The organism is Miniphocaeibacter sp., assembly GCF_049276255.1.
Classification (GTDB): Bacteria; Bacillota; Clostridia; order Tissierellales; family Peptoniphilaceae; genus Miniphocaeibacter.
Genome location: NZ_JBASWB010000079.1, coordinates 39,731 through 63,354 on the forward strand (window position 1 = coordinate 39,731; position 23,624 = coordinate 63,354).

The 23,624-nt window shown below is 29.0% G+C and carries 33 protein-coding genes; 32 read left to right on the forward strand and 1 reads right to left on the reverse strand.

Features of this window, described 5'->3' with window-relative positions; all coding sequences use genetic code 11:
- The first annotated feature begins 11 nt into the window (after nucleotides 1–11).
- From WAO56_RS10765 to WAO56_RS10865, 21 genes are all read left to right on the forward strand, one after another.
- Nucleotides 12–1,370 carry a GntP family permease gene (locus tag WAO56_RS10765; RefSeq protein WP_422142928.1) on the forward strand — a complete coding sequence of 453 codons (1,359 nt, stop codon included), beginning with the start codon at nucleotides 12–14 and terminating at the stop codon, nucleotides 1,368–1,370.
- Between the two features lie 72 nt (nucleotides 1,371–1,442).
- Nucleotides 1,443–2,402, forward strand: a complete 960-nt coding sequence (locus tag WAO56_RS10770; protein WP_422142929.1) for an NAD(P)H-dependent glycerol-3-phosphate dehydrogenase — start codon at nucleotides 1,443–1,445, stop codon at nucleotides 2,400–2,402.
- Nucleotides 2,403–2,420: 18 nt separating this feature from the next.
- Nucleotides 2,421–3,278, forward strand: a complete 858-nt coding sequence (locus WAO56_RS10775) for a hypothetical protein (protein WP_422142930.1) — start codon at nucleotides 2,421–2,423, stop codon at nucleotides 3,276–3,278.
- Between the two features lie 36 nt (nucleotides 3,279–3,314).
- Nucleotides 3,315–5,015 (forward strand): DUF2207 domain-containing protein, encoded by a 1,701-nt coding sequence (locus WAO56_RS10780; RefSeq protein WP_422142931.1) that lies wholly within the window; start codon nucleotides 3,315–3,317, stop codon nucleotides 5,013–5,015.
- Nucleotides 5,016–5,174: 159 nt separating this feature from the next.
- Nucleotides 5,175–6,905, forward strand: coding sequence for an adenine deaminase (gene ade / locus WAO56_RS10785; protein WP_422142932.1), 1,731 nt, complete (start codon nucleotides 5,175–5,177; stop codon nucleotides 6,903–6,905).
- Nucleotides 6,906–7,054: 149 nt separating this feature from the next.
- Nucleotides 7,055–8,266 (forward strand): carboxylate--amine ligase, encoded by a 1,212-nt coding sequence (locus WAO56_RS10790; protein ID WP_422142933.1) that lies wholly within the window; start codon nucleotides 7,055–7,057, stop codon nucleotides 8,264–8,266.
- Nucleotides 8,267–8,738: 472 nt separating this feature from the next.
- Entirely contained in the window at nucleotides 8,739–9,110 is a 372-nt protein-coding gene (gene ylxM, locus WAO56_RS10795; RefSeq protein ID WP_422142934.1) for a YlxM family DNA-binding protein, read from the forward strand.
- A complete protein-coding gene (gene ffh, locus WAO56_RS10800) occupies nucleotides 9,107–10,450 on the forward strand; it encodes a signal recognition particle protein (protein ID WP_422142935.1) in 1,344 nt (447 codons plus the stop codon). Before ylxM ends, ffh begins: the two co-directional genes overlap by 4 nt.
- Nucleotides 10,451–10,480: 30 nt before the next feature.
- The gene (rpsP, locus tag WAO56_RS10805; RefSeq protein WP_422142936.1) at nucleotides 10,481–10,759 is read left to right on the forward strand and encodes a 30S ribosomal protein S16; all 279 of its coding nucleotides are present in this window, start codon (nucleotides 10,481–10,483) and stop codon (nucleotides 10,757–10,759) included.
- Between the two features lie 23 nt (nucleotides 10,760–10,782).
- A complete protein-coding gene (locus WAO56_RS10810) occupies nucleotides 10,783–11,013 on the forward strand; it encodes a KH domain-containing protein (RefSeq protein WP_422142937.1) in 231 nt (76 codons plus the stop codon).
- 6 nt (nucleotides 11,014–11,019) lie between these two features.
- Nucleotides 11,020–11,514 carry a ribosome maturation factor RimM gene (gene rimM, locus WAO56_RS10815; RefSeq protein ID WP_422142938.1) on the forward strand — a complete coding sequence of 165 codons (495 nt, stop codon included), beginning with the start codon at nucleotides 11,020–11,022 and terminating at the stop codon, nucleotides 11,512–11,514.
- Complete coding sequence (gene trmD / locus WAO56_RS10820; protein ID WP_422142939.1) at nucleotides 11,514–12,209, forward strand: tRNA (guanosine(37)-N1)-methyltransferase TrmD; 696 nt, start codon at nucleotides 11,514–11,516, stop codon at nucleotides 12,207–12,209. Before rimM ends, trmD begins: the two co-directional genes overlap by 1 nt.
- Nucleotides 12,210–12,300: 91 nt before the next feature.
- Complete coding sequence (gene rplS / locus WAO56_RS10825; RefSeq protein ID WP_422142940.1) at nucleotides 12,301–12,648, forward strand: 50S ribosomal protein L19; 348 nt, start codon at nucleotides 12,301–12,303, stop codon at nucleotides 12,646–12,648.
- Nucleotides 12,649–13,097: 449 nt separating this feature from the next.
- Nucleotides 13,098–13,961 carry a ribosome biogenesis GTPase YlqF gene (gene ylqF, locus WAO56_RS10830; protein ID WP_422142969.1) on the forward strand — a complete coding sequence of 288 codons (864 nt, stop codon included), beginning with the start codon at nucleotides 13,098–13,100 and terminating at the stop codon, nucleotides 13,959–13,961.
- A complete protein-coding gene (locus WAO56_RS10835) occupies nucleotides 13,948–14,562 on the forward strand; it encodes a ribonuclease HII (protein WP_422142941.1) in 615 nt (204 codons plus the stop codon). The genes ylqF and WAO56_RS10835 overlap by 14 nt, the downstream gene beginning before the upstream one ends.
- 1 nt (nucleotide 14,563) lies before the next feature.
- Nucleotides 14,564–14,911 (forward strand): YraN family protein, encoded by a 348-nt coding sequence (locus WAO56_RS10840; protein ID WP_422142942.1) that lies wholly within the window; start codon nucleotides 14,564–14,566, stop codon nucleotides 14,909–14,911.
- 8 nt (nucleotides 14,912–14,919) lie between these two features.
- Nucleotides 14,920–15,408, forward strand: coding sequence for a molybdopterin adenylyltransferase (gene mog, locus WAO56_RS10845; RefSeq protein ID WP_422142943.1), 489 nt, complete (start codon nucleotides 14,920–14,922; stop codon nucleotides 15,406–15,408).
- Between the two features lie 58 nt (nucleotides 15,409–15,466).
- Entirely contained in the window at nucleotides 15,467–16,024 is a 558-nt protein-coding gene (gene efp, locus WAO56_RS10850; RefSeq protein WP_422142944.1) for an elongation factor P, read from the forward strand.
- A 17-nt stretch (nucleotides 16,025–16,041) separates the two neighbouring features.
- The gene (locus WAO56_RS10855; protein ID WP_422142945.1) at nucleotides 16,042–16,332 is read left to right on the forward strand and encodes a CD1247 N-terminal domain-containing protein; all 291 of its coding nucleotides are present in this window, start codon (nucleotides 16,042–16,044) and stop codon (nucleotides 16,330–16,332) included.
- Between the two features lie 75 nt (nucleotides 16,333–16,407).
- Nucleotides 16,408–16,623, forward strand: a complete 216-nt coding sequence (locus tag WAO56_RS10860; RefSeq protein WP_422142946.1) for a helix-turn-helix transcriptional regulator — start codon at nucleotides 16,408–16,410, stop codon at nucleotides 16,621–16,623.
- Nucleotides 16,610–16,810, forward strand: a complete 201-nt coding sequence (locus tag WAO56_RS10865) for a hypothetical protein (protein WP_422142947.1) — start codon at nucleotides 16,610–16,612, stop codon at nucleotides 16,808–16,810. The genes WAO56_RS10860 and WAO56_RS10865 overlap by 14 nt, the downstream gene beginning before the upstream one ends.
- A 271-nt stretch (nucleotides 16,811–17,081) precedes the next feature.
- Here the strand turns inward: WAO56_RS10865 and WAO56_RS10870 are convergent, their stop codons facing one another.
- Entirely contained in the window at nucleotides 17,082–17,684 is a 603-nt protein-coding gene (locus WAO56_RS10870) for a nitroreductase family protein (protein WP_422142948.1), read from the reverse strand.
- A 258-nt stretch (nucleotides 17,685–17,942) separates the two neighbouring features.
- On the opposite strand from WAO56_RS10870, the gene rpmG reads away from it, so the two are divergent.
- The 11 genes from rpmG (at nucleotide 17,943) to WAO56_RS10925 (ending at nucleotide 23,549) form a co-directional block, all read left to right on the forward strand.
- Nucleotides 17,943–18,092: a 50S ribosomal protein L33 gene (gene rpmG, locus WAO56_RS10875; RefSeq protein ID WP_243660359.1), complete on the forward strand. Its 150-nt coding sequence runs from the start codon at nucleotides 17,943–17,945 to the stop codon at nucleotides 18,090–18,092.
- 19 nt (nucleotides 18,093–18,111) lie between these two features.
- Nucleotides 18,112–18,309, forward strand: a complete 198-nt coding sequence (gene secE, locus WAO56_RS10880) for a preprotein translocase subunit SecE (RefSeq protein ID WP_422142949.1) — start codon at nucleotides 18,112–18,114, stop codon at nucleotides 18,307–18,309.
- Between the two features lie 40 nt (nucleotides 18,310–18,349).
- Nucleotides 18,350–18,901, forward strand: a complete 552-nt coding sequence (gene nusG, locus WAO56_RS10885; protein ID WP_422142950.1) for a transcription termination/antitermination protein NusG — start codon at nucleotides 18,350–18,352, stop codon at nucleotides 18,899–18,901.
- An 89-nt stretch (nucleotides 18,902–18,990) separates the two neighbouring features.
- Entirely contained in the window at nucleotides 18,991–19,416 is a 426-nt protein-coding gene (rplK, locus tag WAO56_RS10890) for a 50S ribosomal protein L11 (RefSeq protein ID WP_422142951.1), read from the forward strand.
- A 45-nt stretch (nucleotides 19,417–19,461) separates the two neighbouring features.
- On the forward strand, nucleotides 19,462–20,166 hold the full coding sequence (rplA, locus tag WAO56_RS10895) for a 50S ribosomal protein L1 (protein WP_422142952.1): 705 nt from the start codon (nucleotides 19,462–19,464) through the stop codon (nucleotides 20,164–20,166).
- Nucleotides 20,167–20,418: 252 nt separating this feature from the next.
- Entirely contained in the window at nucleotides 20,419–21,042 is a 624-nt protein-coding gene (gene tmk, locus WAO56_RS10900) for a dTMP kinase (protein WP_422142953.1), read from the forward strand.
- Complete coding sequence (locus WAO56_RS10905) at nucleotides 21,042–21,368, forward strand: cyclic-di-AMP receptor (RefSeq protein ID WP_422142954.1); 327 nt, start codon at nucleotides 21,042–21,044, stop codon at nucleotides 21,366–21,368. Before tmk ends, WAO56_RS10905 begins: the two co-directional genes overlap by 1 nt.
- Before the next feature lie 8 nt (nucleotides 21,369–21,376).
- Nucleotides 21,377–21,655: a cyclic-di-AMP receptor gene (locus WAO56_RS10910; RefSeq protein ID WP_422142955.1), complete on the forward strand. Its 279-nt coding sequence runs from the start codon at nucleotides 21,377–21,379 to the stop codon at nucleotides 21,653–21,655.
- Entirely contained in the window at nucleotides 21,655–22,503 is an 849-nt protein-coding gene (locus WAO56_RS10915; RefSeq protein WP_422142956.1) for an ATP-binding protein, read from the forward strand. Before WAO56_RS10910 ends, WAO56_RS10915 begins: the two co-directional genes overlap by 1 nt.
- Nucleotides 22,463–23,311 carry a PSP1 domain-containing protein gene (locus tag WAO56_RS10920; protein WP_422142957.1) on the forward strand — a complete coding sequence of 283 codons (849 nt, stop codon included), beginning with the start codon at nucleotides 22,463–22,465 and terminating at the stop codon, nucleotides 23,309–23,311. The genes WAO56_RS10915 and WAO56_RS10920 overlap by 41 nt, the downstream gene beginning before the upstream one ends.
- A gap of 70 nt (nucleotides 23,312–23,381) precedes the next feature.
- Nucleotides 23,382–23,549, forward strand: a complete 168-nt coding sequence (locus tag WAO56_RS10925; RefSeq protein WP_243660369.1) for a DUF362 domain-containing protein — start codon at nucleotides 23,382–23,384, stop codon at nucleotides 23,547–23,549.
- Nucleotides 23,550–23,624: the final 75 nt, after the last annotated feature.

Genomic DNA, 23,624 nt, shown 5'->3' on the forward strand with positions numbered 1-23,624 from the left:
AGGAATAAATTATGGAAAGAATGGTTGCAGCATTAATAATAGGAATTATATTATTAGTATTTTTAATATTAAAGACAAAGATTCATACATTTTTAGCTTTAATATTGGCTTCGATTTTTATAGGTGTAGTTGGAGGAATGCCTCAAAATGATGTTTTGACGGCAATAACAAATGGATTTGGAAGTACATTAGGTAGTATTGGTATAATTATTGGCTTTGGAGTAATGATGGGCCAAATTTTTGAAACCAGTGGTGCGGCTACAAGAATGGCTTATACTTTTATAAAATTATTCGGCAAAGGTAGAGAAGAAGCAGCTTTATCTGTAACAGGATTTTTAGTTTCAATACCTATTTTCTGTGATTCAGGTTTTGTTATTCTCTCACCATTAGCGAAAGCTTTGTCAAAACAAACAAAAAAATCTGTAATATCATTGGGAATAGCACTTGCTTCAGGACTTGTTATAACTCATAGTTTAGTACCGCCTACTCCAGGTCCAGTTGGTGCGGCAGGTATATTTGGTGCAAATGTAGGAAGTGTTATATTATGGGGGATAGTTGTTGCAATACCAATGATGATTTCATCATTAATATATGCTAAATATATGGGAAAACAAATTTATCAGTTACCGGGTGACGATGCTCAAGAGTGGATAAGACCTGAAAATAGGGAAGAATTAGAGAAAAAACCTATAGAATATTCAGAAGAAGGTCTTCCAGGAGTATTTACTTCCTTTGCTCCAATTGTTGTACCAATTATATTAATACTTTTAAATACTGTGTCAACAGCAATGAAAATTGAGGGTACAATAGGTGGAATTTTAGTATTTTTTGGAACTCCAATTGTAGCAGTAGGTATTGGATTAGTTATTGCAATATTGACTTTAACTAAGGGATTAGATAGAAGTTTTGTAATTAGCGACATGGAAAAAGGTATACAATCTGCCGGAATTATTATATTAGTAACTGGTGGTGGGGGAGCCTTAGGTCAAGTTTTAAGAGACAGTGGTGTTGGTGAATATATAGCAGGATTTATAGCAAATTCTCCAATTCCTCCAATATTTTTACCTTTTTTAATAGCTACTTTAATGAGATTCATTCAAGGTAGTGGAACAGTTGCAATGTTAACAGCAGCATCTATAACAGCTCCGATTATGGTGTCTTTAAATGTTGATCCGGTTTTTGCTACATTATCCGCTTGTATAGGCTCCTTGTTCTTTAGTCACTTTAACGATAGTTTCTTCTGGGTTGTAAACAGATCCTTAGGAATTGTAGATGCAAAAGAACAAATAAAAATTTGGTCTGTAACATCAACAATAGCTTGGGCTGTAGGTTTTATAATGCTATTAATCATAAATTTAATATTCGGTTAAAAGGGAAGGAATCAATTTATTGGTTCCTTTTTTTGTTATAATATACTTACATATATAAAATTAGGAGGAGCAATGAAGATAACTGTAATAGGTTGTGGAAGATGGGGATCTTTTATAGCCTGGTATTTAAATAAAATAGGAAATAATGTGATTTTATATGGTAGGGAAAGTTCTAAGAAATTTCAGCAGTTTAAAAATACAAGAACAAATGGAATGATAGAATTACCTGAAAGCATTGAACTTTCAAGTGATTTATCAGTTACTAAGGATTCTGAAATTATAGTTATTTCAGTTGGAGCTCAAGTTTTTAGAAATGTCCTTGAAGAACTAAAAGAATATGACTTAAAAGATAAAATATTTGTTCTTTGTATGAAGGGAATAGAAATAGAGTCAACTGAAAGATTAAGTGAAATTGCTGAAGCCAATGTAGATTATTCTAATAGAATTGCAGTTTGGTTAGGTCCTGGTCATGTTCAGGAGTTCTATAAGGGAGTACCAAATTGTATGGTAATTGATTCTAAAAACGAAGCTTGTAAAAAGTTTTTAGTTGAAAAGTTTAGCAGTCCTTTAATTAGGTTTTATTACGGAAATGATTTATTAGGAAATGAAATAGGTGCTGCGGCTAAAAATGTAATCGGTATTGCTGCCGGAGCTTTAGATGGTTTAGGGTTAACTTCATTAAAAGGCGCTTTAATGAGTAGAGGAACTAGAGAAGTTTCTCGTTTAATAGAAAAAATGGGTGGAAATCCATTTTCAGCATATGGCCTTTGCCATTTAGGTGATTATGAAGCTACAGTTTTCTCGCAATTTTCAAATAATAGAAAATTTGGAGAGAGTTTAGTAAAGGGAGAAAAGTTTGAAAAATTAGCTGAAGGTTATTATACCTCTAAGGCTATGATGAAGTTAAAAGAGGAATATAAGGTTGATTTACCAATAACAGAAGCTGTTTATAATGTATGTTTTAATAAGAGAGATGCTAAAGAAGAAATTGAAAATCTATTTTTAAGAAGTATAAAAAATGAATTTGCTTAAATTTTTTAGAGGTTATAAATGGAACTGGAAAATAAGTTAAGGGTAAGAAAAAACTATTATGGTATATATGAAGAATTTCCCTATAAGGAAAATATTGAAGATTTATATATAATTTTTAGAGAAAATAATTTATATAGTATAAAAAATTATATAAATTATTATTTTTTAAAATGGGTTTTAGAAAAAAGGATTAAAATAAATTATAATCCCAATATTTCTATTCATAATAAAAGGGTAGATTTTGAAATACTTAATAAGAAGATAGGAAAAATAGGAGGTTTTGAAAGGGAGTTTTTTAATATATTTTTAGAACTTTCAAAAAATAATAATTATTTTAATTCTTATGGGTTAACAAAGTGGTTTAAAATTAATCCTAAGAGATTTCAAAAATATATAATTAATATGAAAGATAATTCTTTTTTAAAATTAGTTGAGTCGGATTATATAAAAATAAGTAAAAAAAATAAATTTATAAAGGATAAGTTTATATATTCCCTAACAGAAAAAGGAAATGAATTAACAGAGAAAGTTTTCCAATATAAAAATTATATAAAAAAGTTTTCTAAATATTGTATTAGTAAACCCGATATTCCTGTAGAAATAGATAATATGATTTGTTATTCTTCTATATATGGAATAAGTAAATACTTTAGTGAGGAAGTAGAAAAAATAAATCCTGATTATTTTAATAATTCTAGTTATAACCTAAAAACACTACTATGGTTAAGCGAATTTTCTACAGGTTTAATAAAACTATATGAAAGTTATAGTGATAATGAAAAATCCTTGCAGATACTATTGAATTATGCACCTAAATATAGAGTAGATATGAGAGATACAAGAAAGCTTATTAAAAACGATTTGGGAAAATTTTAGTAGTAATAAAATAATTGATTTAAAAAAGGAAGGTATATGAAAAAGAAATATATTAAATTATTATTAACTATTTGTATTTTGATTTTAACTCCAAATATATCATTTGCAGCAGAATTAAATTCAGTGTTTATAGATGTTGATTTATTGGATAATGGAGATGGGATTATTACAAGTAACTGGGATTATAACGATGATAAAAATACAGAACATTATATAATAATAGGTGATTTGGGTAATTCGATAATTAAGGATTTTACTGTTAGCCATAATGGCAAACCTATGGAGTTTGTTGAAGAATGGAATATTAATGGGACTTTTGAAGAAAAGGCAGGAAAGTATGGAATAGTTGAGAAGTCCGATGGATATGAACTTTGCTATGGTATAACAGAATATGGGAACAATAGGTTTGAAGTAAAATATACCGTAACAAATTTAGTTAAACAATTAAAGGATGCACAAGTTTTATATTGGAAATTTATAAACAATGAATTAAGTGAATCTCCAAAGGAATTTAATATAACAATAGGTAAAGGAGATTATAATTTTACAAGTGATGACATTTCATCTTGGTCACTGGGCCATATGGGTAAAAAATCAGTAAAAGATGGTAAGGCTGTTTTTTCATCTTTAGAAGCTTTGGAGTTTGACCATTATGTTACGGTATTAATAAAATTCGATAAAAATATTTTTACTATAGCTAATAAGATAGATAAGGATTTTATGGAGGTAAAAGAAGAAGCTTTTAAAAATACTTCTTATTCAATAGATAACGATGGGAAAGGTGAAGGCTCAGCTAAAATTGTAAAAAACAAAGTAAATCCTAAATTTATCGCAGGAGTGGCTTTAACTGCTATTGCTTTACTTGTAGCTGGGTTAGGTTGGCAAGCTAAAAGGGTTAAATCTGACAAATATTTAGGCATCAATGTAAATAATTTGAAAATAAAAAAATCCCAATATAAAGGGCAATATTCTAGTCAAATCCCCTACAAAGGAAATTTAGAAGATTTATTCATTATTATAAGGGATAATTATGAAAATTATCTTTCAAATTATCTTGCAGCATATTTTCTAAAGTGGATACAAACAAAGAAAATTGAAGGTATAAAGAATGATAAAAACAAAATAAAGGCTTTTAAAGTACTAGACAGAGAATATTCTTCTACAGATTATTTTGAAAATACTATTTTTGGATTTTTATTACAGGTAGTAGATGATAGTGATATGTTTGAATCAAATGATTTTACTAAATGGATTCAAAAAAATCATGAAGATTTATTTGATTTATTAGATGATGTTAGTGACAATTCTAAAGAGAAGTTAATAGAATTAGGATATTTAGAAAAAACAAGGGAAGTAAAAACTTTTTCAAAATATATTAAGACTAACTATACTTCAAAAGGAGAGGATTTAGCAGCAAATATTTGTAAATTCGAAAACCATATAAATGATTATACTAGTGCAAATAATAAGGATTTAGATTATGATACTTTAGATGAAATAATGATTTATGCAGCTTTATTTGGTAAAGTAAAAAAATTAAGTAAGGAATTTAAGAATATTTATCCTGAATATATGGATAATTCATTTTATGATTTTTATACAATTATGATGATTACACAAATATCCGCAAATGCAAGTTCCACCTACGACTATTCCTCTACAGATTCAAGTGGATTTTCAAGTCTTGGCGGCGGCGGTGGCAGCTTTGGAGGGGGAGTCGGTGGAGGATCCCGATAATAAGTGATTTTGAGTTGAAAAACATATTTTAACCTTAGAGTTAAGATATGTTTTTTATTATACAAATGATTATATCTTAGTGTATTTGCTTTTAGAGCTAGATTAGATGCTATATAATATAAGAAAGGATTTAGAATATTTTCTTAATAGGAGGAAACTATGGATAAATTAAAATTAAAAGCATTAATAGATGCAGCAGCTGGAAGAACACCATGTAGTAAGGTTTTAAAAAACTGTAAAATAGTAGATGTATTTGGCCATAGAATAATTAATGGAAATGTAGGTATATTTGAAGATTACATAGTTGGAATAGGTGATTATAAAGGTGTAGAAGAATTAGATTTAAAGGGGAAATACCTTTCTCCAGGATTTATTGATGGGCATATTCACATTGAATCATCTTATTTAAGTCCTGAAGAGTTAGGAAGTCTTTTAGTACCTTGTGGTACAACAACTATAATTGCTGATCCTCATGAAATTGTAAATGTAAATGGCCTAGATGGTTTAGATTATATGATAGATGCATCATATAATACTAAATTAGATATTAAATTTATGATTCCTTCATGTGTACCGGCAACTCCTTTTGAAAATGCAGGAGCAGTTATAAATGCAGAGGATATGGTAGAGCATATAGATAAAGAAAAAATACTAGGGCTGGGAGAGTTTATGAATTTTCCGGGAATAATTAACGCAGACCCTATGGTAATAGATAAGTTAGACTTAGCTATAAAGAATGGAAAGTTAATAGATGGCCATTCTCCGGGAGTTACAGGTAAGGATTTAAATGCCTATATATTACCTGGAATTAATACGGAGCACGAATGTAGTACTGCTGAGGAAATGCATGAAAGACTATCAAATGGAATGTATATTCTATTAAGAGAAGGTTCTGCTTGTCATGAATTACGCTTGTTAATTAAAGAGGTTACAGAGGAAAATAGCAGAAGGTGTTTGTTCTGTTCTGATGATAGACAACCTAAAACCATATTAGAAGAAGGTCATATTGACAATCATTTAAGAATATCAGTTGAATCTGGAATAGATCCTATAACAGCAATTCAAATGGCTTCATTAAATGCGGCAGAATGTTTTAACTTATACAGGAAAGGGGCTATTGCACCAGGATATAAGGCTGATTTAGTAGTTCTTGAGGATTTAAATAAGTTTAAAGTAGAACAGGTATATATTAGTGGTGAAAAAGTAGCTGAAAATGGGAAATATTTATTCGATATAGAAAAAGTTAACAGCGATATTGTAAGAAGTAGCTTTAATGTAAAAGATTTTACAATGGACAAATTAAAATTAAAAATACCTTCAGGTAAGGCTAATATAATTGAAATTCAACCAGGTGGTGTTGTAACAAAAAAAGTTGTAGAAGAAGTAACTATAGATGAAAATAAGGAATTTGTTTATTCAGAAGATAGGGACATATTAAAAGTTGCTGTAGTTGAAAGGCACAAGGGCACAGGAAATGTTGCAACAGGACTATTAAAGGGATATGGTCTAAAAAATGGTGCAGTAGCCTTATCAATTGCTCATGATTCACACAATATTATAGTAGTTGGTGCTAACGATAGGGATATGTATTTTGCTGTAAATGAATTGGTGAAACAAAATGGAGGAATTATTGTTGTAGATAAAGAAGAGGTAATTGGAAGTATGCCAATGCCTTTAGGTGGTATTATGAGCGATAAATCAGGCGAATGGGTAGATGAAAAACTATCTGAAATTCATGAAATTGCCTATGATAATTTAAAGATAAATAAAGATGTAGAGCCAATAATGACCTTATGTTTTATGTCCTTAGCAGTAATACCGGAAGTTAAACTTACAGATAAAGGCTTGTTTGATGTAGGTAAATTTAACTTTATTGATGTAGAAGTATAATAATATAGACTTTTCATATCTTGTAAAAATTCCAAAGAAGGTATATACTTTCTTTGGAATTTTTAAGAATAAAATATACTATATTAATAGTTTATTAAATATTATGTTACTATAATATAGTATAAAAAATTAATTTGTTAGGAGTTACAATGAATACAGTTTTTCTTCCTATTATATTAGGAACAGATATAAATGCATATGGTGTAGCAAGGTCCTTTCACCAAGCCTATGGTATAAAATCCATTGCTTTGGGAAAACAAGCTTTGCCATTTACACAGAATTCGAAAATAGTAGAAGTTTTTACCTTTAAAGATTTTGATAAACAGGATGTATTTTCAAATAAAATGGTAGAAATTGCCGAAAAATATAAAAGTACAGGGAAAAAATTATTACTTATTTCCTGTTCAGATGGCTATACAAGTCTTATTACAGAAAATAGGGATCTATTGGAAAAATATTATTTATTTAACTATGTTCCCTTAGAATTACAAAGACAATTGGAAAATAAAAAAGATTTTTATGAAATTTGTGAAAAATATAATTTAAATTATCCAAACACCTATGTGATTTCTAAAGATATGAGAAATAATTATGAAGTTCCTTTTGAATTTCCTTTAGCTGTCAAGGCAAATGATAGTATAGAATATTTGGATTTGGATTTTCCAGGAAAAAAGAAGGCCTACAAGGCAAATAATGAAGAAGAATATAATCAAATTATTAATGATATTTATAATGCAGGTTATAGTGGCGAATTAATAGTTCAAGACTATATTCCAGGAGATCATTCTACAATGGCTGTTTTAAATGCCTATGTAGATTCAAAAGGTAAGGTTAAAATGATGTGCTTTGGAAAATGCCTACTAGATGAATCCTTACCGGAGGGAATTGGAAATTATAATGCCTTAGTAACACAGGATAACCCTGAAATTTATGAAATGTGTAAAAAATTCCTTGAAGATATTAACTATAGAGGATTTGCAAACTTTGATTTTAAATATGATATAAGGGACAAGAAGTATAAAGTATTTGAAATAAATATTAGACAGGGGCGTTCCAGTTTTTATATGACTACAGGTGGTTGTAATTTTGTTACATTTCTTGTAGATGATCTTATATATAAAGAAGATAAGCCTATTTATTACCATAAAAATGAAAAATTATGGCTATATGTAGATCCATTAGTACTTAAAAAATATGCTAACGAACAAGATAAGGAATATGTTAAAGAATTATTAGCAAATGGTTTTGAATTTACTCAATGGTATAAAGAAGATAGAAACTTAAAAAGATTTTTAAACTACTGGAGAAGAAGACTTGGAACAATAAAATATTATCCAAAATTCCAACCAGGTAGGGATTAATGACCTGACACTTCTTGCGTCTTTGGCAAGAAGATGTAGGTCAGATACAGCGAAGTCCAAATCTGTGATTTGGTAAACGAAGCAGTGAAAGACCTAACCCCAAATCTATGATTTGGCGGTAGGTCTAATGCAAGAGTTACCCAAGGTTCGAAGAAGCTTGTAAGAACCAGTCTGCACAAACCTAGAGTAAAAAGTATAGTATGTAGAGAAGAAAGAAAAAAGGGAAACAAGAAGGAGCTTCCTAACCCCAAATCTGTGATTTGTTTTAGGATAACTTGTAATAGTATAAAAAATCAAGGGAATTATTTAATAAAAATCATATGCCAAATATTATTTTCTAATAGGCATATTTTTTATTTTATTAGTTGCTATTTTTGTGTAAAAAACATAAAAAAATCATTGACTTTTAAATATTTTGCAAGTATAATATACAAGGTCAATGTAAAAGGTTGACAGTGCAAAAGAGGTAATTATGGAAAAGCTAGTGGAAGTTGCAATACTTTTTGATTATTATGGTGAGTTATTGTCTAAAAAACAATTTAAAATGGTTGATGAGTATTACAATGAGGATTTATCTTTAACAGAAATAGCTGAATTAAATAATATTTCTAAACAAGCTGTATCGGAAAATTTAAAAAGAGCTATTAATAGGCTGTATGGTTTTGAAAAAAAACTTAATTTAATAAATAAAAGCTACAATGCAAGTAAATTATTAAAAAACATTAAAGATGATTTAAATAATTTAGCTTTGAAATATAGCTTTAGTGAAGAGATAATATATAAGGATATTATTTTTAAAATAGATAAATTCTTAGATGAAAATGCAGGAGATAATTATTTATGATATTTGAAAACCTATCGGACAAATTACAAAATGCACTTTCAAAATTAACAGGAAAAGGAAAATTAACAGAAAAAGATATTGACGTTGCTATGAGAGAAGTAAAACTTGCTCTTTTAGAAGCGGATGTTAATTTTAAAGTTGTTAAGGACTTTATTAAAACTGTTAAAGAAAGAGCGCTGGGAGCAGAGGTAATGGAAAGTCTTACTCCTGGACAACAAGTTATAAAGATTGTTAATGAAGAATTAACAAAGCTAATGGGGGAAAGTGAAGCAAAAATAAACTTTTCTTCAAGTCCACCAACTGTAATATTATTATGTGGATTACAGGGAGCTGGTAAGACTACACATGGCGGTAAATTAGCACTACATTTGAAAAAACAAGGTAAAAGACCTATGTTAGTTGCAGGAGATATATATAGACCGGCAGCAATAAAACAGTTACAAGTTGTAGGGGAAAAAGTTGATGTGCCTGTTTTTTCATTAGGCGATAAAATTAGTCCTGTAGAAATAGCTAGACAAGCTGTAGAAGAAGCTAAGAAGAATAGTAATGATGTTGTAATTCTAGATACTGCAGGTAGGCTTCATATTGATGAAGAACTAATGCAGGAATTAAAGGATATTAAGTCGACAGTTAATCCAGATGAAATTCTTTTAGTTGTTGATGCAATGACAGGTCAAGATGCAGTTAATGTTGCAAAGTCCTTTAATGATGAATTAGATGTTACGGGAATTATTTTAACCAAACTTGATGGTGATGCAAGAGGTGGAGCGGCATTATCAATAAGAAATGTTGCAGAAAAGCCAATTAAATTCATTGGTGTTGGAGAAAAATTAGACGAACTGGAACCTTTCCATCCAGATAGAATGGCTTCAAGAATACTAGGTATGGGAGATGTTCTTTCATTAATTGAAAGGGCACAAACAGCAATAGATGAAAAGAAAGCTAAAGAATTAGAAGAAAAAATTAGATCACAAAAATATTCTTTTAATGACTTTCTTGAACAATTAGATCAAATAAGAAGTATGGGCCCATTAGACGAACTATTAGGAATGATTCCTGGAGTTAATTCAAAAGCTTTAAAGGGGTTGAATTTTGGAGATAAGGAAATAAAAAGAATTGAGGCTATGATTCAATCTATGACTAATTATGAAAGGGAAAACCCGGAAATAATTGATTCTAGTAGAAGAAAAAGAATAGCAAAAGGTTCTGGAACAACGGTTTCTGAGTTAAATAAATTATTGAAGCAATTTAAAGAAACAAGAAAAATGATGAAACAAATGGGTAATATGAGCAAAAGCATGAAAAAAAGAGGAAAATTTGGACTTCCCTTTTTTAAATAAATTTTAAACAATATTTTGGAGGTTTTATAAATGGCAGTAAAAATTAGATTAAAAAGAATGGGATCAAAGAAAAATCCATTTTATAGAATAGTAGTAGCAGACATAAGAGCACCTAGAAATGGAAAATTTATTGAAGAAATAGGATACTACAATCCTTTAACAGAACCAAAAACAGTTAAAGTAGATGCTGAAAAAGTTAATAAATGGATTAAAAATGGTGCAAAACCTACTGATACAGTAAATAGATTATTTAAAAACAACGGTGTTTACGAAACTAAAAACGATAATTCAGAAGAAGTATCAGAATAAGAGTCCTACCATTAGGAGGTATTATGGTTGAATTAGTAGAAACTATTGCTAAAGAACTAGTAGAAAATCCAGATGCAGTAGTTGTAACACATAGGGAAGAAGGAAATACCTTAATAATAGAAGTAAAGGCTGATCCTAATGATCTAGGTAGAATTATTGGTAAAGAAGGAAGAATAGCTAAGGCCATAAGAACAGTAGTAAAGGCAGCGGCTATTAAAGATGGCGTTAAAGTAGTAGTGGACATTATACAGTAGGTAATTATGGAATTTGTAAAAGTAGGATATATTACAAATACACATGGAATTAAAGGTGATTTGAAAGTCTATCCTCTAACGGATAATCCAAATAGATTTGAAGACGATATAGATTTTTATCTTGATGATGAAAAAATTAAGGTTAGAATAATAAAAAGTCGTTTGTATAGAGGATTGGTGTATATTAAACTGGAAGGCTTTAATAATATAAATGAAGTATTGAAGTTCAAAGGTAAATATATATATATAAAAGAAGAAGACAGAATGGAATTGCCAGAAGATACCTATTATATTTCTGACTTAATTGGTATGGAAATTATTAACGATTCTAAGGTAGTTGGCTATATTAAGGACGTACTAATTAATTCTAAAAATGATATTTATTTATGTGAAAGTAAAAATAAAAAAGAATTTATGATACCGGCAGTTAAAGAATTTGTTAAGGAAATAGATTTAAAAAATAAAAAAGTTTATGTTGAACTTATTGAAGGAATGCTCTAATGAAATTTAAAGTATTAACTTTATTTCCAGAATTTATTAATTCATTAAATACCTATGGAGTTATAGGAAAAGCAATTGAGCAAGAAAAAATAGAATTAGTTGTAAAAAACATAAGGGATTATTCTAAAGATAAACACAAGAGAGTAGATGATGAAATATACGGTGGAGGAGCAGGAATGTTAATGACTCCACAACCGGTATATGATTCTATTATGGATGTAAGAACAGAAAATTCTATTGTAATATATATGTCTCCACAAGGTAGGGTTTTAGATCAAAACTTATGCAAAGAGCTATTAAATTATGATGATATAATATTATTATGTGGACATTATGAAGGAATAGATTCTAGAATTATTGATAATTATGTTGATATGGAACTTTCAATTGGAGATTTCGTTATGACTGGCGGAGAATTAGCTGCAATGGTAGTAATAGATTCAGTTTCTAGGTTAGTAGAAGGTGTTCTAGGTAATGAAGAAAGTGCAGTAACAGATTCCCACTATAATTTGTTATTACAGAATAATGTATATACAAGACCTAGAGAATTTAATGGACTTAAAGTGCCAGAGGTGTTATTTAGTGGAAACCATAAAGAAATAGAAAAATGGAAATATGAAAGTTCACTAAAAAACACTAAGGAAAAAAGACCGGATATATATGAAAAATATATGAAAAATAATAAATTGAAATAGAAAATTTATTATGATATAATCACAAAGTTATGTAAAACGGATGGTCCTCTGCTTAATAGCATGAACATTTATAAATTAGGAGGATTTACAAATGGATATAATCAAGCAAATAGAACAAGAACAATTAAGAGAAAACAGTTTTGATTTTAATGTTGGTGATACAGTAGTATTAGACTATAGAATTGTTGAAGGTGGAAAAGAAAGAGTTCAAAAATTCGAAGGAACAGTTATTAAAATTCAAGGAACTGGTTCAAGAAAAACTTTTACTGTAAGAAGAGTAGCTTATGGTACAGGTATTGAAAGAACTTTCCCAATTCACTCACCAAGAATCGAAAACTTAAAAGTTACAAGAAAAGGTAAAGCTAGAAGATCTAAATTATATTACTTAAGAGATAGAGTAGGTAAAGCTGCAAAAGTTAAAGAATATAAAAACTTCTAATAGGAGCGCTATTAATAGCGCTTTTTTTATGACCTAAGACAGCGAAAGAAGAGAGCTGATGTAGGTCAAACACATTCTTTTCCAAGAATACGAAGGATGATTGGCAAAAAAAGTTGTATTATGACCTAAGACAGCGAAAGAAGAGAGCTGATGTAGGTCAAACACATTCTTTTCCAAGAATACGAAGAATGATTGGCAAAAAAAGTTGTATTATGACCTAACACAGCTAAGGAAGAGAACTGATGTAGGTTATAAATAATTTAGTTTTTTATTAAAATATTAGGATAGCCTACAATATAGTTAGAGAAAATTAATAATCCTTGTATATGGTAAAATATTTTTTAAAGATTTATATTTAAGAATTATATAATTAATTGAGGTATTGAATTTTTTATATTAAACTTAAATTAGTTAATTAGTTTTGTTGTGAGGAATAAAATATGAATAATATGAATATAAATTGGTATCCAGGGCATATGAAAAAAACCATTGATTCTCTAAAATCATCTTTGAAATTAGTAGATGTTGTTGCAGAATTAGTGGATTCAAGAATACCAATTTCAAGTAGAAATCCATTAATAGATGAAATTTTAGATGATAAACCTAGAATTATATTAATGAATAAAATGGATTTATCTGATGAAAATGAAAATAAGAAATGGATGGAGTATTTTAAAAAGGAAGGTCATGAAACTGTTATGATAAATTCTGTAACAGGTTATGGCGTTAAAAATATTGAAAAAGCATGTCGGTCACAATTAAAGGAAAAATTTGAAAAAAACAAAGAAAAAAATATTTTATCAGATAAAATAAGATTAATGATTGTAGGAATACCAAATGTAGGAAAATCGACATTAATAAATAGACTGGCTAAAAAGAAATCTGCAAAAGTAGGAAATAGACCAGGCGTAACTCGTCATAATCAATGGATTAAAACCTCTGGAAATATGGAATTATTAGACACACCAGGAGTTTTATGGCCGAAATTTGAAGATAAGTTAACTGGACTTAATTTAGCATACACCGGGGCTATTAAAGATGAAATAATGGATGTAGATAATTTGGCATTTTCTTTAATAGAGACTTTACAAAAAATAGACCCTAAAATACTTTCTAATAGATATAATATTGATACAGATAATAAAGCTACATTGGAAATTATGGATGAAATAGCATTAAGAAGAGGTGCTATTTTAAAAGGCAATGAAATAGATTATACAAAAACAGCTAATATTATACTAGATGAATTTAGAAAGGGAGTATTGGGGAAAATTACTTTAGAAAAAGTAGAGGATATAGATGTTCGATTATGATTTAACAAAATATTATAATAGTAATTTTAAAATTGCAGGTGTTGATGAAGTTGGAAGAGGACCATTAGCAGGGCCTGTAGTTTCATGTGCTATAATAATGCCAAATGGTGATTTTATTGAAGGAGTAAAGGATTCAAAAAAATTATCTGAGAAAAAAAGAATAGCTTTAAATGAGGAAATAAGACAAAGGGCTATAGCCATAGGTATAGGTGTAGTAGATGAGAAAACAATAGATGAAATTAATATAAAACAAGCTACAAGACTTGCAATGAAAATAGCAGTAGAAAATTTAAAAGATAAAAATGGAGAAAAATTTTCACCTGATATTACATTTATTGATGCAGAGAATATTGATTTAGATATTAGGCAGGAATCCTTAATAAAAGGAGACGACATTTGTTATCCTATAGCTTGTGCTTCAATAGTCGCTAAAGTTTTTAGAGATAATATGTTTATTGATTTTGATGAAAAATATCCCGGTTATGATTTTTTAAAAAACAAGGGATATGGAACAAAAAAACATAGGGAAGCAATATTAAGGCTAGGAGTAACGCCTATACATCGACATAGTTTTTTAAAAAAATTATTAGGGAAAAATTAGTATGAATACTAGAACTATTGGAAATGAAGGAGAAAATCTAGCACTGGGGTTTTTACTGGACAAAGGGTATAATTATATAGATAGAAATTTTAGTAGTAAAACTGGAGAAATCGACCTGATTTTACAAGATAAGGAGTATCTTGTATTTGTGGAAGTAAAGTTAAGAAAAAACACTAAATTTGGTTATCCAAGGGATTTTGTAACCTTAAGTAAACAAAAAAAGATTATTTCTACAGCAGAATCCTTTATTCAATTAAATAATCTATATGATTTACAACCAAGATTTGACATAATAGAAATTATAGAAGATGAAAAAAGCATTGAACATATTATTAATGCATTTCCATAGGAGGAAAAATGTTTAAAGCAGCTATATTAACTATATCTGATAAAGGTAGTAAAGGCGAAAGAGAAGATTTAAGCGGTAAAGTTATTAAAGAAATATTACTAGAAAATAAATATGAAATAGTAACTTATGAAATTATTCCAGATGAGCAAAATACTATAGAAAATAAATTAATAGAATTTGCAGATGAAAAGCAGGTGGATTTAATTTTAACTACAGGTGGTACCGGATTTAGCAAAAGAGATGTTACACCGGAAGCTACAATTAATATAGCGACTAAATTAGTTCCCGGAATTTCAGAAGCAATAAGACAATATAGTTTACAAATTACTAAAAGAGCTATGCTTTCAAGGGCAACATCGGTAATAAGAAACAATACTTTAATAATAAATTTACCAGGTAGTCCAAAAGCAGTAAGGGAAAGTTTAGAATATATTATTACAGAATTAGACCATGGACTAAATATATTAACAGGAAAAGATTCGGAATGTGCAAGATAACTTGTTAAGCATTCTTTCTATTGATATAATTAATTAAGAAAACATTTAGGAGGTACATATGATATCAGCAGGAGATTTTAGAAAGGGTACTACTTTTGAGATGGATGGCGATGTTTGGCAAATTATAGATTTCCAACACGTTAAGCCAGGAAAAGGTGCTGCTTTTGTTAGAGCAAAAATTAAATCAGTAATGACTGGTGCTAATAAAGATATAACTTTTAACCCATCAGAAAAATATCAGGAAGCAAGAATAGAAACTAAGGAGATGCAATACTTATATAACGATGGCTCTCTATACTATTTTATGGATCCAGTAAGTTATGAGCAAGTTCCAATAGATGCTGATGGAGTTTCAGATGCTATAGATTATATAAGAGAAAATGACAATGCAACAATTAAGTTCTATCAAGGAAGTCCTTTCTCTGTTGCTGCTCCAAATTTTGTAGAGTTAGAAGTAACTCATACAGAACCAGGGGTAAAAGGAGATACTGCAACAGGAGCAACTAAGCCTGCAACAGTGGAAACAGGTGCAACAGTATTAGTTCCTTTGTTTATTAATGAAGGAGATATAATAAAAATAGATACAAGAACTAACGAATACTTATCAAGAGTATAAAAATTAGGAGGTTCAAAATGGATAATATTTATGAAAATATTGCATATTTAAGAGGACTAGCTGAAGGAATATCCGTAGAAGAAGATGGCAAAACAGGTAAACTTCTATTAGGTATGATTGATGTATTAGATGATTTAGCAGAGGAAGTTGAAGCTTTATCATATGATATTGAAGATGTTGAAGAATATTTAACATTTATGGATGATGATCTTTCAGATGTAGAAGAATGCTTATTTGAATATGATGACGACTATGATGATTATGACGACTACGATGAATTCATAGAAGATGATGTACTTGAAGATTAATAAAACTAGATGCTTTTAAAGCATCTTTTTTTATTGGAAATAATATAAAGGAACCTTGTCAAAGATGGTGATAATTTGAAAAATAGAATTAAGGATTTTAGAAAGGAATTAAAATTAAGTCAAGAAGAATTTGCAAAAGCTATTAGAGTTTCCAGACAAACTGTAAGCTCTATTGAAACTGGAAAATATAATCCATCATTGGAGTTAGCATTTATTATTGCAGATTTTTTTGGGAAAACCGTTGAAGAAGTTTTTATTCACGAAAGGGGTAAAAAATATGAAGAAGAATAATTTAATAATTGGTTTAACTTACCTATTACTGGGGATTTTGATACTTATTAGTACATTGTTTTATACCGTTAAATTTCAGTCCATAATATTTGGTCTAGGATTTGCCTTTATAGCATCAGGCTTGGGGCGATTATTAGGTATATATATTGGACAACCAGTAAGAATATTAAAAAATATGAGGAAATAAGGGAGTTAAGAGAGATTGAGTTATAAGACGAAAGAAAAGAGAGTTTAAGGAATATATCGGGAAGATATACCTATATAGTAGGGCTAATTATAGTATTTTTATCATTTATAGCTTCGACTATAATTTTAGTGTTAGACTTGATTAAAGGAATAGAAATTCTATGGGCCTACCTTATAATTTATCTAATCTTTCAATATATTATAGGTTTAATAATTTTTAAAAAACTAGATAAAAAATATTAAACCAGATGAATTTTCATCTGGTTTAATTATTATTTAAATATTTTAATTCTATCGCCTATTGGATCAAACTCTTTTTCTCCTGCAGGGCTTAGTATTTCGCCAAATGGCATTTGAGCTACTAGTTCGAATTCTTCAGGAATATCCCACTTGGATTTTACTTCTTCATCTATTATTGGATTATAGTGTTGTAAATTTGCACCTACATTTTGTTCTGCAAGGCCTAGCCAAATTAATATTTGTAATATTGCAGATGAATGTTGACTATATTGTGGGAATTTATCTGCATAAGAAGAAAAAGCTTCTTGAAGTTCTTTTACTTTATTTTTATTTTCAAAATATAAAATTGTTCCATAAGAGGCTTTAAAACCATCTATTTTTGCTTTAGTCCTAGAAAAGTCCCTGTCTGGACCCATTTTCTTTTTCAAGGTATTTTCGACAATATTCCAAAAATCGTCATGGTTTTCATTTAATAGGACTGCTATTTTACCAGTTTGGGAATTATATGCAGAAGGTGCATTTTTAACTATATCTGCTATTAAATCTAAAACTTCATCTTCTGAAATTGGTAAATTTTTTCCAAGTCCATAAATTGATCTTCTCTTTCTTTCTATTTCTAATAAATTGCTATTCATTTAAAATCTCCTTTAATTAGTATTTAGTATCATTTACATAAGTAAGTATACCCAGTTTAAAAAGTTTAAACACTAATTAGTAATATTTTATGTCTTATTAACAGAAATTAATAAATTTAATTAAAAATAAAATCTGATTATTGTTTTATATTTATTAAATACTTAATAAAATATTGACTAAATGGCTGATTTATGGTAAATTATTCAAGTATGAATATGAGTAAAAACTCTGTTTAAATTTTTCTTAGGAGGTGCAAAATGAGGGATAAGGTAGTTTTGGAATGTACTGTATGTAAAAATAGAAATTATGACACTATGAAAAATAAGAAAAACACAACAAACAGAATAGAACTAAAAAAATATTGTAAATTCTGTAAAAGTCATACTCTACACAAGGAAACTAGATAGTTAGAAATGGAGGATCGATATGGCTCAACAAAAAAATGTTGCAAAGAAGAGCTTTGCAAAAGGTGTTATGTCAGAATGGAAAAAAATTATTTGGCCTACGCCTAAAGAAGTTTTAAATTACGCAATTGTAGTAGTTGTTGTATGTTTAATAGTTATTTTGTTAGTTTTTGGTTTAGATTCTGTTTTCCACTTCTTATATAAGCTAATTTCTAAATAAGAATTAAGATTAAAGAGAAGTAGGGAAGGAGGCCTTTACTATGACAGAGCAAAATAATGATATACAAGATAGAGCGAAGGACGCTAAATGGTATGTCGTTCATACTTATTCAGGACATGAGAATAAGGTAAAAGCAAACATAGAAAAAATGGTAGAAAATAGAGGATACGTTGACGATATCTTTGAGGTAATGGTACCAACAGAAGAATATGTATCGGTAGTAGGTGGCGTAAAAAAGACAAAAGAGAGAAAACTCTTCCCAGGATATGTTTTTATAAAAATGATAATCAATGATATTTCTTGGTATTTAGTTAGAAATACTAGAGGTGTTACTGGTTTCGTTGGTCCAGGTTCAAAACCTGTTCCATTGACTGATAGAGAAATGAGAGATTTTGGTGTTGAAAATATTACAATGCCGGATTTAGATGTAGAAGTTGGGGACTCAATAAAAATTGTTTCCGGAGCTTTTAAGGATTTCGTTGGATCAGTTGAAGAAATTAACGTTGAAAAAAGAAAAGTTAAGGCATTTGTTTCAATTTTTGGAAGAGATACAAGTGTTGAAGTTGACTTTGATGACGTTGAAAAAATATAAATTTGAATATAATTGAAATAATTCGTTCGATATAGATTCAAGTGGGAGGGGGAACCCGCCAAACCACATTAGTTTTAAGGAGGACTATAATGGCAAAAAAAGTTCAAGCAATAGTAAAATTACAAATTCCAGCTGGAAAGGCAACTCCAGCTCCACCAGTAGGTACTGCATTAGGACCTCATGGTGTTAATATAATGCAATTTACAAAGGAGTTTAACGCTAAAACTGCTGACCAAGCAGGTATGATAATACCAGTAGTTTTAACAGTTTATCAAGATAGATCTTTTACATTTATAACTAAAACTCCACCAGTTCCAGTTTTAATAAAGAAAGAATTAAATCTAGATAAAGCATCTGGAGAACCTAATAAAACAAAAGTTGGAAACTTAACTAAAGAACAAGTTAAGAAAATTGCAGAAATAAAAATGCCAGATTTAAATGCAGCATCTGTAGAAGCTGCTATGGAAATGGTAGCTGGTACAGCTAGAAGTATGGGTATAACAGTAGAAGAATAAAATTAGTGGGAGAAAAATTTCGATAATACCACAAGGAGGTTCATAATGGCAAAAAGAGGAAAAAAATACCAAGACAGTGTTAAATTAATAGATAAAACTAAAGCTTATGATTTAGGTGAAGGAATAGACTTAGTTTTAGAAACAGCTAAGGCTAAATTTGATGAAACAGTTGAATTACACGTAAAACTAGGAGTAGATTCTAGACATGCGGACCAACAAGTAAGAGGAGCTATGGTTTTACCTCATGGTACAGGTAAGGCTTTAAAGGTTGTAGTTTTTGCAAAAGGCGACAAAGTAGCAGAAGCAGAAGCAGCAGGAGCTGACTATGTTGGTGGAGAAGATTTAGTAACTAAAATTCAAACAGAAAACTGGTTTGATTTTGATGTTGCAGTAGCAACTCCAGATATGATGGGTGTTGTAGGTAAAATTGGTCGTTTATTAGGACCTAAAGGATTAATGCCTAACCCTAAATCCGGAACAGTTACTTTTGATGTAGCTGACGCTATAAAAGATATTAAGGCTGGTAAAGTAGAATATAGAGTTGACAAGGCTAATATTATACATTCTCCAGTTGGTAAAGTTTCTTTTGGTAAAGAAAAATTATCAGAAAATATTAATGCTTTAATGGGAGCTATTATTAAAGCAAAACCTGCATCAGCAAAAGGTAAATATTTAAGATCAGTTTCTATTTCTTCAACAATGGGACCTGGAATAAAATTAAATTCAGCTAAGTTCACTACAGAAGCTTAATTTTAATACTTGCAGATAGGGGAATATACCTATCTGCTTTTTTATTGCTTTTAAAGATGAAAATATATATTAATGGTATAAACTCTATAATATTGTAAAATTCTTGTAAATTATTGACTTATGCAATATTATTTAAGGGTAGGTTTTTTTATTTTTAAAAAAAGTTCTTATAAATTACATACTAAACAACTGTCCTATGTATTCAATAATAAATTATAGTATAATATAAATATAATCGGAGGAGAAAATTCATTGTTTATTACATTTGAAGGACCAGATGGTTCAGGCAAAACGACTATTATTAATATGGTTTATAATAGCCTTGTAGAAAAAGGATACAATATAATAAAAACTAGAGAGCCAGGTGGAACAGCAATTTCTGAAAAATTAAGGGAAATTATATTAGATAAAAATAATAAGGAATTAACCTATAGAACTGAGGCCTTATTATATGCTGCATCAAGGGCTCAATTAGTTGAAGAAGTAATTTTTCCAAATTTACAAAAGGGTAATATTATATTATCTGATAGATATGTTTTGTCTAGCTTAGCCTATCAAGGAGCTGGAAGAAAATTAGGTATAGAGGAAATTTACGAAATAAATAAATTTGCTACAAATGATTTAAAGCCAGATCTAGTACTTTTTTTCAAAGTTGATCCAATAACTACTCTAAAAAGGAAAAATGCTTTATTTGAAGCAGATAGAATGGAACTAGAGAATGAAAGTTTTCATTCTCGGGTATATAAAGGATATATGGATATATTTGAAAAGTATCATGAAAATGATAATTTTATAGAAATTGATGCTACTAAGAGCATTGAGGAAGTTTTTTCAAATTGTTTAAATATTATTCTTGAAAGGATTAGGAGGAAGTAATGAAATTAATTATAGCAATAGTTCAAGATCAAGATTTATATTTACTAAGAGAAGATTTAGCTAAGAATAATTTTAGAATGACAAAATTATCTTCTTCAGGTGGTTTTTTAAAAATTGGTAATAGCACCCTTTTAATTGGTGTTGAAGATGAAAGAGTAGAAGAATGCTTAAAAATAATAGAAGAGGATTGCAAGGCTAGAACAGCGGATTCATCATTGTTAAATATAACAATGCCTACAGATTCCTATATGCCATATCCTGTTGAAGTAACTATTGGTGGTGCAACAGTCTTTATTTTAGATGTTGAAGAATATCATAGATTTTAGGTGATTATATGAAATTTATTGTAGCTATAGTTGAAGATGATATATCTCATGATATAACAAAATTACTGGCAGTTAAAAAAATTAGATGTACAAAAATATCCTCTACTGGAGGTGCTTTAAAAAAAGGAAATTCAACTTTAATTATTGGATTTAAAGATGAACAATTAAATGAGATTTTAAAGACTTTTAAAGAGATTAGCGAAAATAGACTTAAGGAACCAGATGACAAAAAATCTTATAATGCAAATATTTTTGTATTGAATATGGAAAAAAGTGAGAGCTTTTAATGGCTTTAAAAAATAGAATATTAAGGGAGCAATTGTCTAATAATAGAGTTTCTCATGCTTATCTTTTTGTTTCCAGTTCTGAAAGTATCTTAGAAGAGGAAACTAAGGCCTTTATATACGAATTATTAGGTAAAGAATTAGGAGAAAAATATTTATCGGGGAATTATGTGGATTTTTTAGAAATATTACCGGATAATAAAAATATAAAAATTGCAGATATTAGAAATCTTATAAAGTTTTTAAGTACTAGTCCAGTTGAAGGAAAATACAAGCTGGTCTTAATTAAAAATGCAGAATTTTTTAGAAAAGAATCCGCAAATGCCTTATTGAAAATTTTAGAGGAACCACCAGAATATGGAAAGTTAATTTTAACTACAAATAACGAAGAACAAATTATTAAGACTATTATTTCAAGGTGCCAAGTTGTAAACTTAGAAAATGAACTACAGGTCTATGGTGGAAGTAATAGGGAATTAAATAATATACTAATTAATAGTATAAATAGAGAATTATTAGAACTAGCAAGATCGAGGGATTATTTTAATGAAAATAAAAATGATTCTGATGAAATTTATACCTATTTTTATAATTTCTTTCATGATTTATTGATTTATAAAAATACAGGGGATATTGAAGAGCTTATATATAAAGACAATAAAGATATATATAACAAGATTAATGTTTTTAATAATGAAAATATATTAAAAATTTTAGATAAGGTTTTGGAAATTAAAAATAATTTTAAAATTAATGTAAATTTTCAGCTCTCAAATGAAGAGCTTTTATTATATATAATGGAGGAACAAAATGGTCGAAGTAGTAGGAATACGCTTCAAAAAAGCAGGTAAGATATACTATTTTAGTCCAAATGGATTTAATATAGAAGAAGGTCATGATGTAATAGTTGAAACTGCTAGAGGAATTGAATTTGGAAAAGCAATTGGGAATATTAAAACAATAGAAGAAACCGACTTAGTATCTGATTTAAAACCGGTTATTCGTATTGCCGATGAAGCTGATAAATATATAAATAAGGAAAATAAGAAAAAAGCTAAAGATGCGTTGGATATATGTGAAATAAAGGCAAAAGAACATAATCTTAATATGAAGTTTGTAGACTGTGAATATACTTTTGACAATAATAAGGTTATTTTTTATTTCACTTCAGATGATAGAATTGATTTTAGGGAATTAGTAAGGGATTTAGCAAGTATTTTTAAAACAAGAATAGAATTACGCCAAATAGGAGTAAGGGATCATGCAAAATTAATTGGAGGTCTTGGTTCCTGTGGGCAAACCTGCTGTTGTAGTAGGTTTTTAAGTGAATTCACTCCTGTATCTATTAAAATGGCTAAAGATCAGTCTATTTCCTTAAATCCGACAAAAATTTCCGGACTTTGTGGAAGATTAATGTGTTGTTTAAAGTATGAACAAGAAGGCTATGAAGAAGGATTAAAGAAGCTTCCTAAAATAGGTACAACTGTTAATACTCCAGAAGGAGAAGGAAAGGTATATGATATTGATGTATTAACAGAAATAGTTAAGGTAAAAATATTAACAGAAGATGATATTGAAGAGTTAAAATGCTTTTATGCTGAAGATATTATAAGAAGTCAATGTAGTAATTGTTCAAACAAATGTGACGGGGATTATTGATTTTAAAATTGTTATATGGCATAATGTTTTTAGATATTAAGATATCTAATAATTAAAGGGGGTATTTATAATGGCTTATCATATAAATGATAGTTGTATAGCTTGTGGATCATGTTTACCAGAGTGTCCAGTTGATGCAATTGAAGAGGGAGATATCTATTCAATAGATCCAGACTTATGTACTGATTGTGGATCATGTGCAGCTGTATGCCCAACTGATTCAATTGAAGCTGAATAAAATATATAGGGTATAATATATTTAAATAGGGGAAAGTGGAGCCTTTAATGGCTCCATTTTTATTAATATATTTGG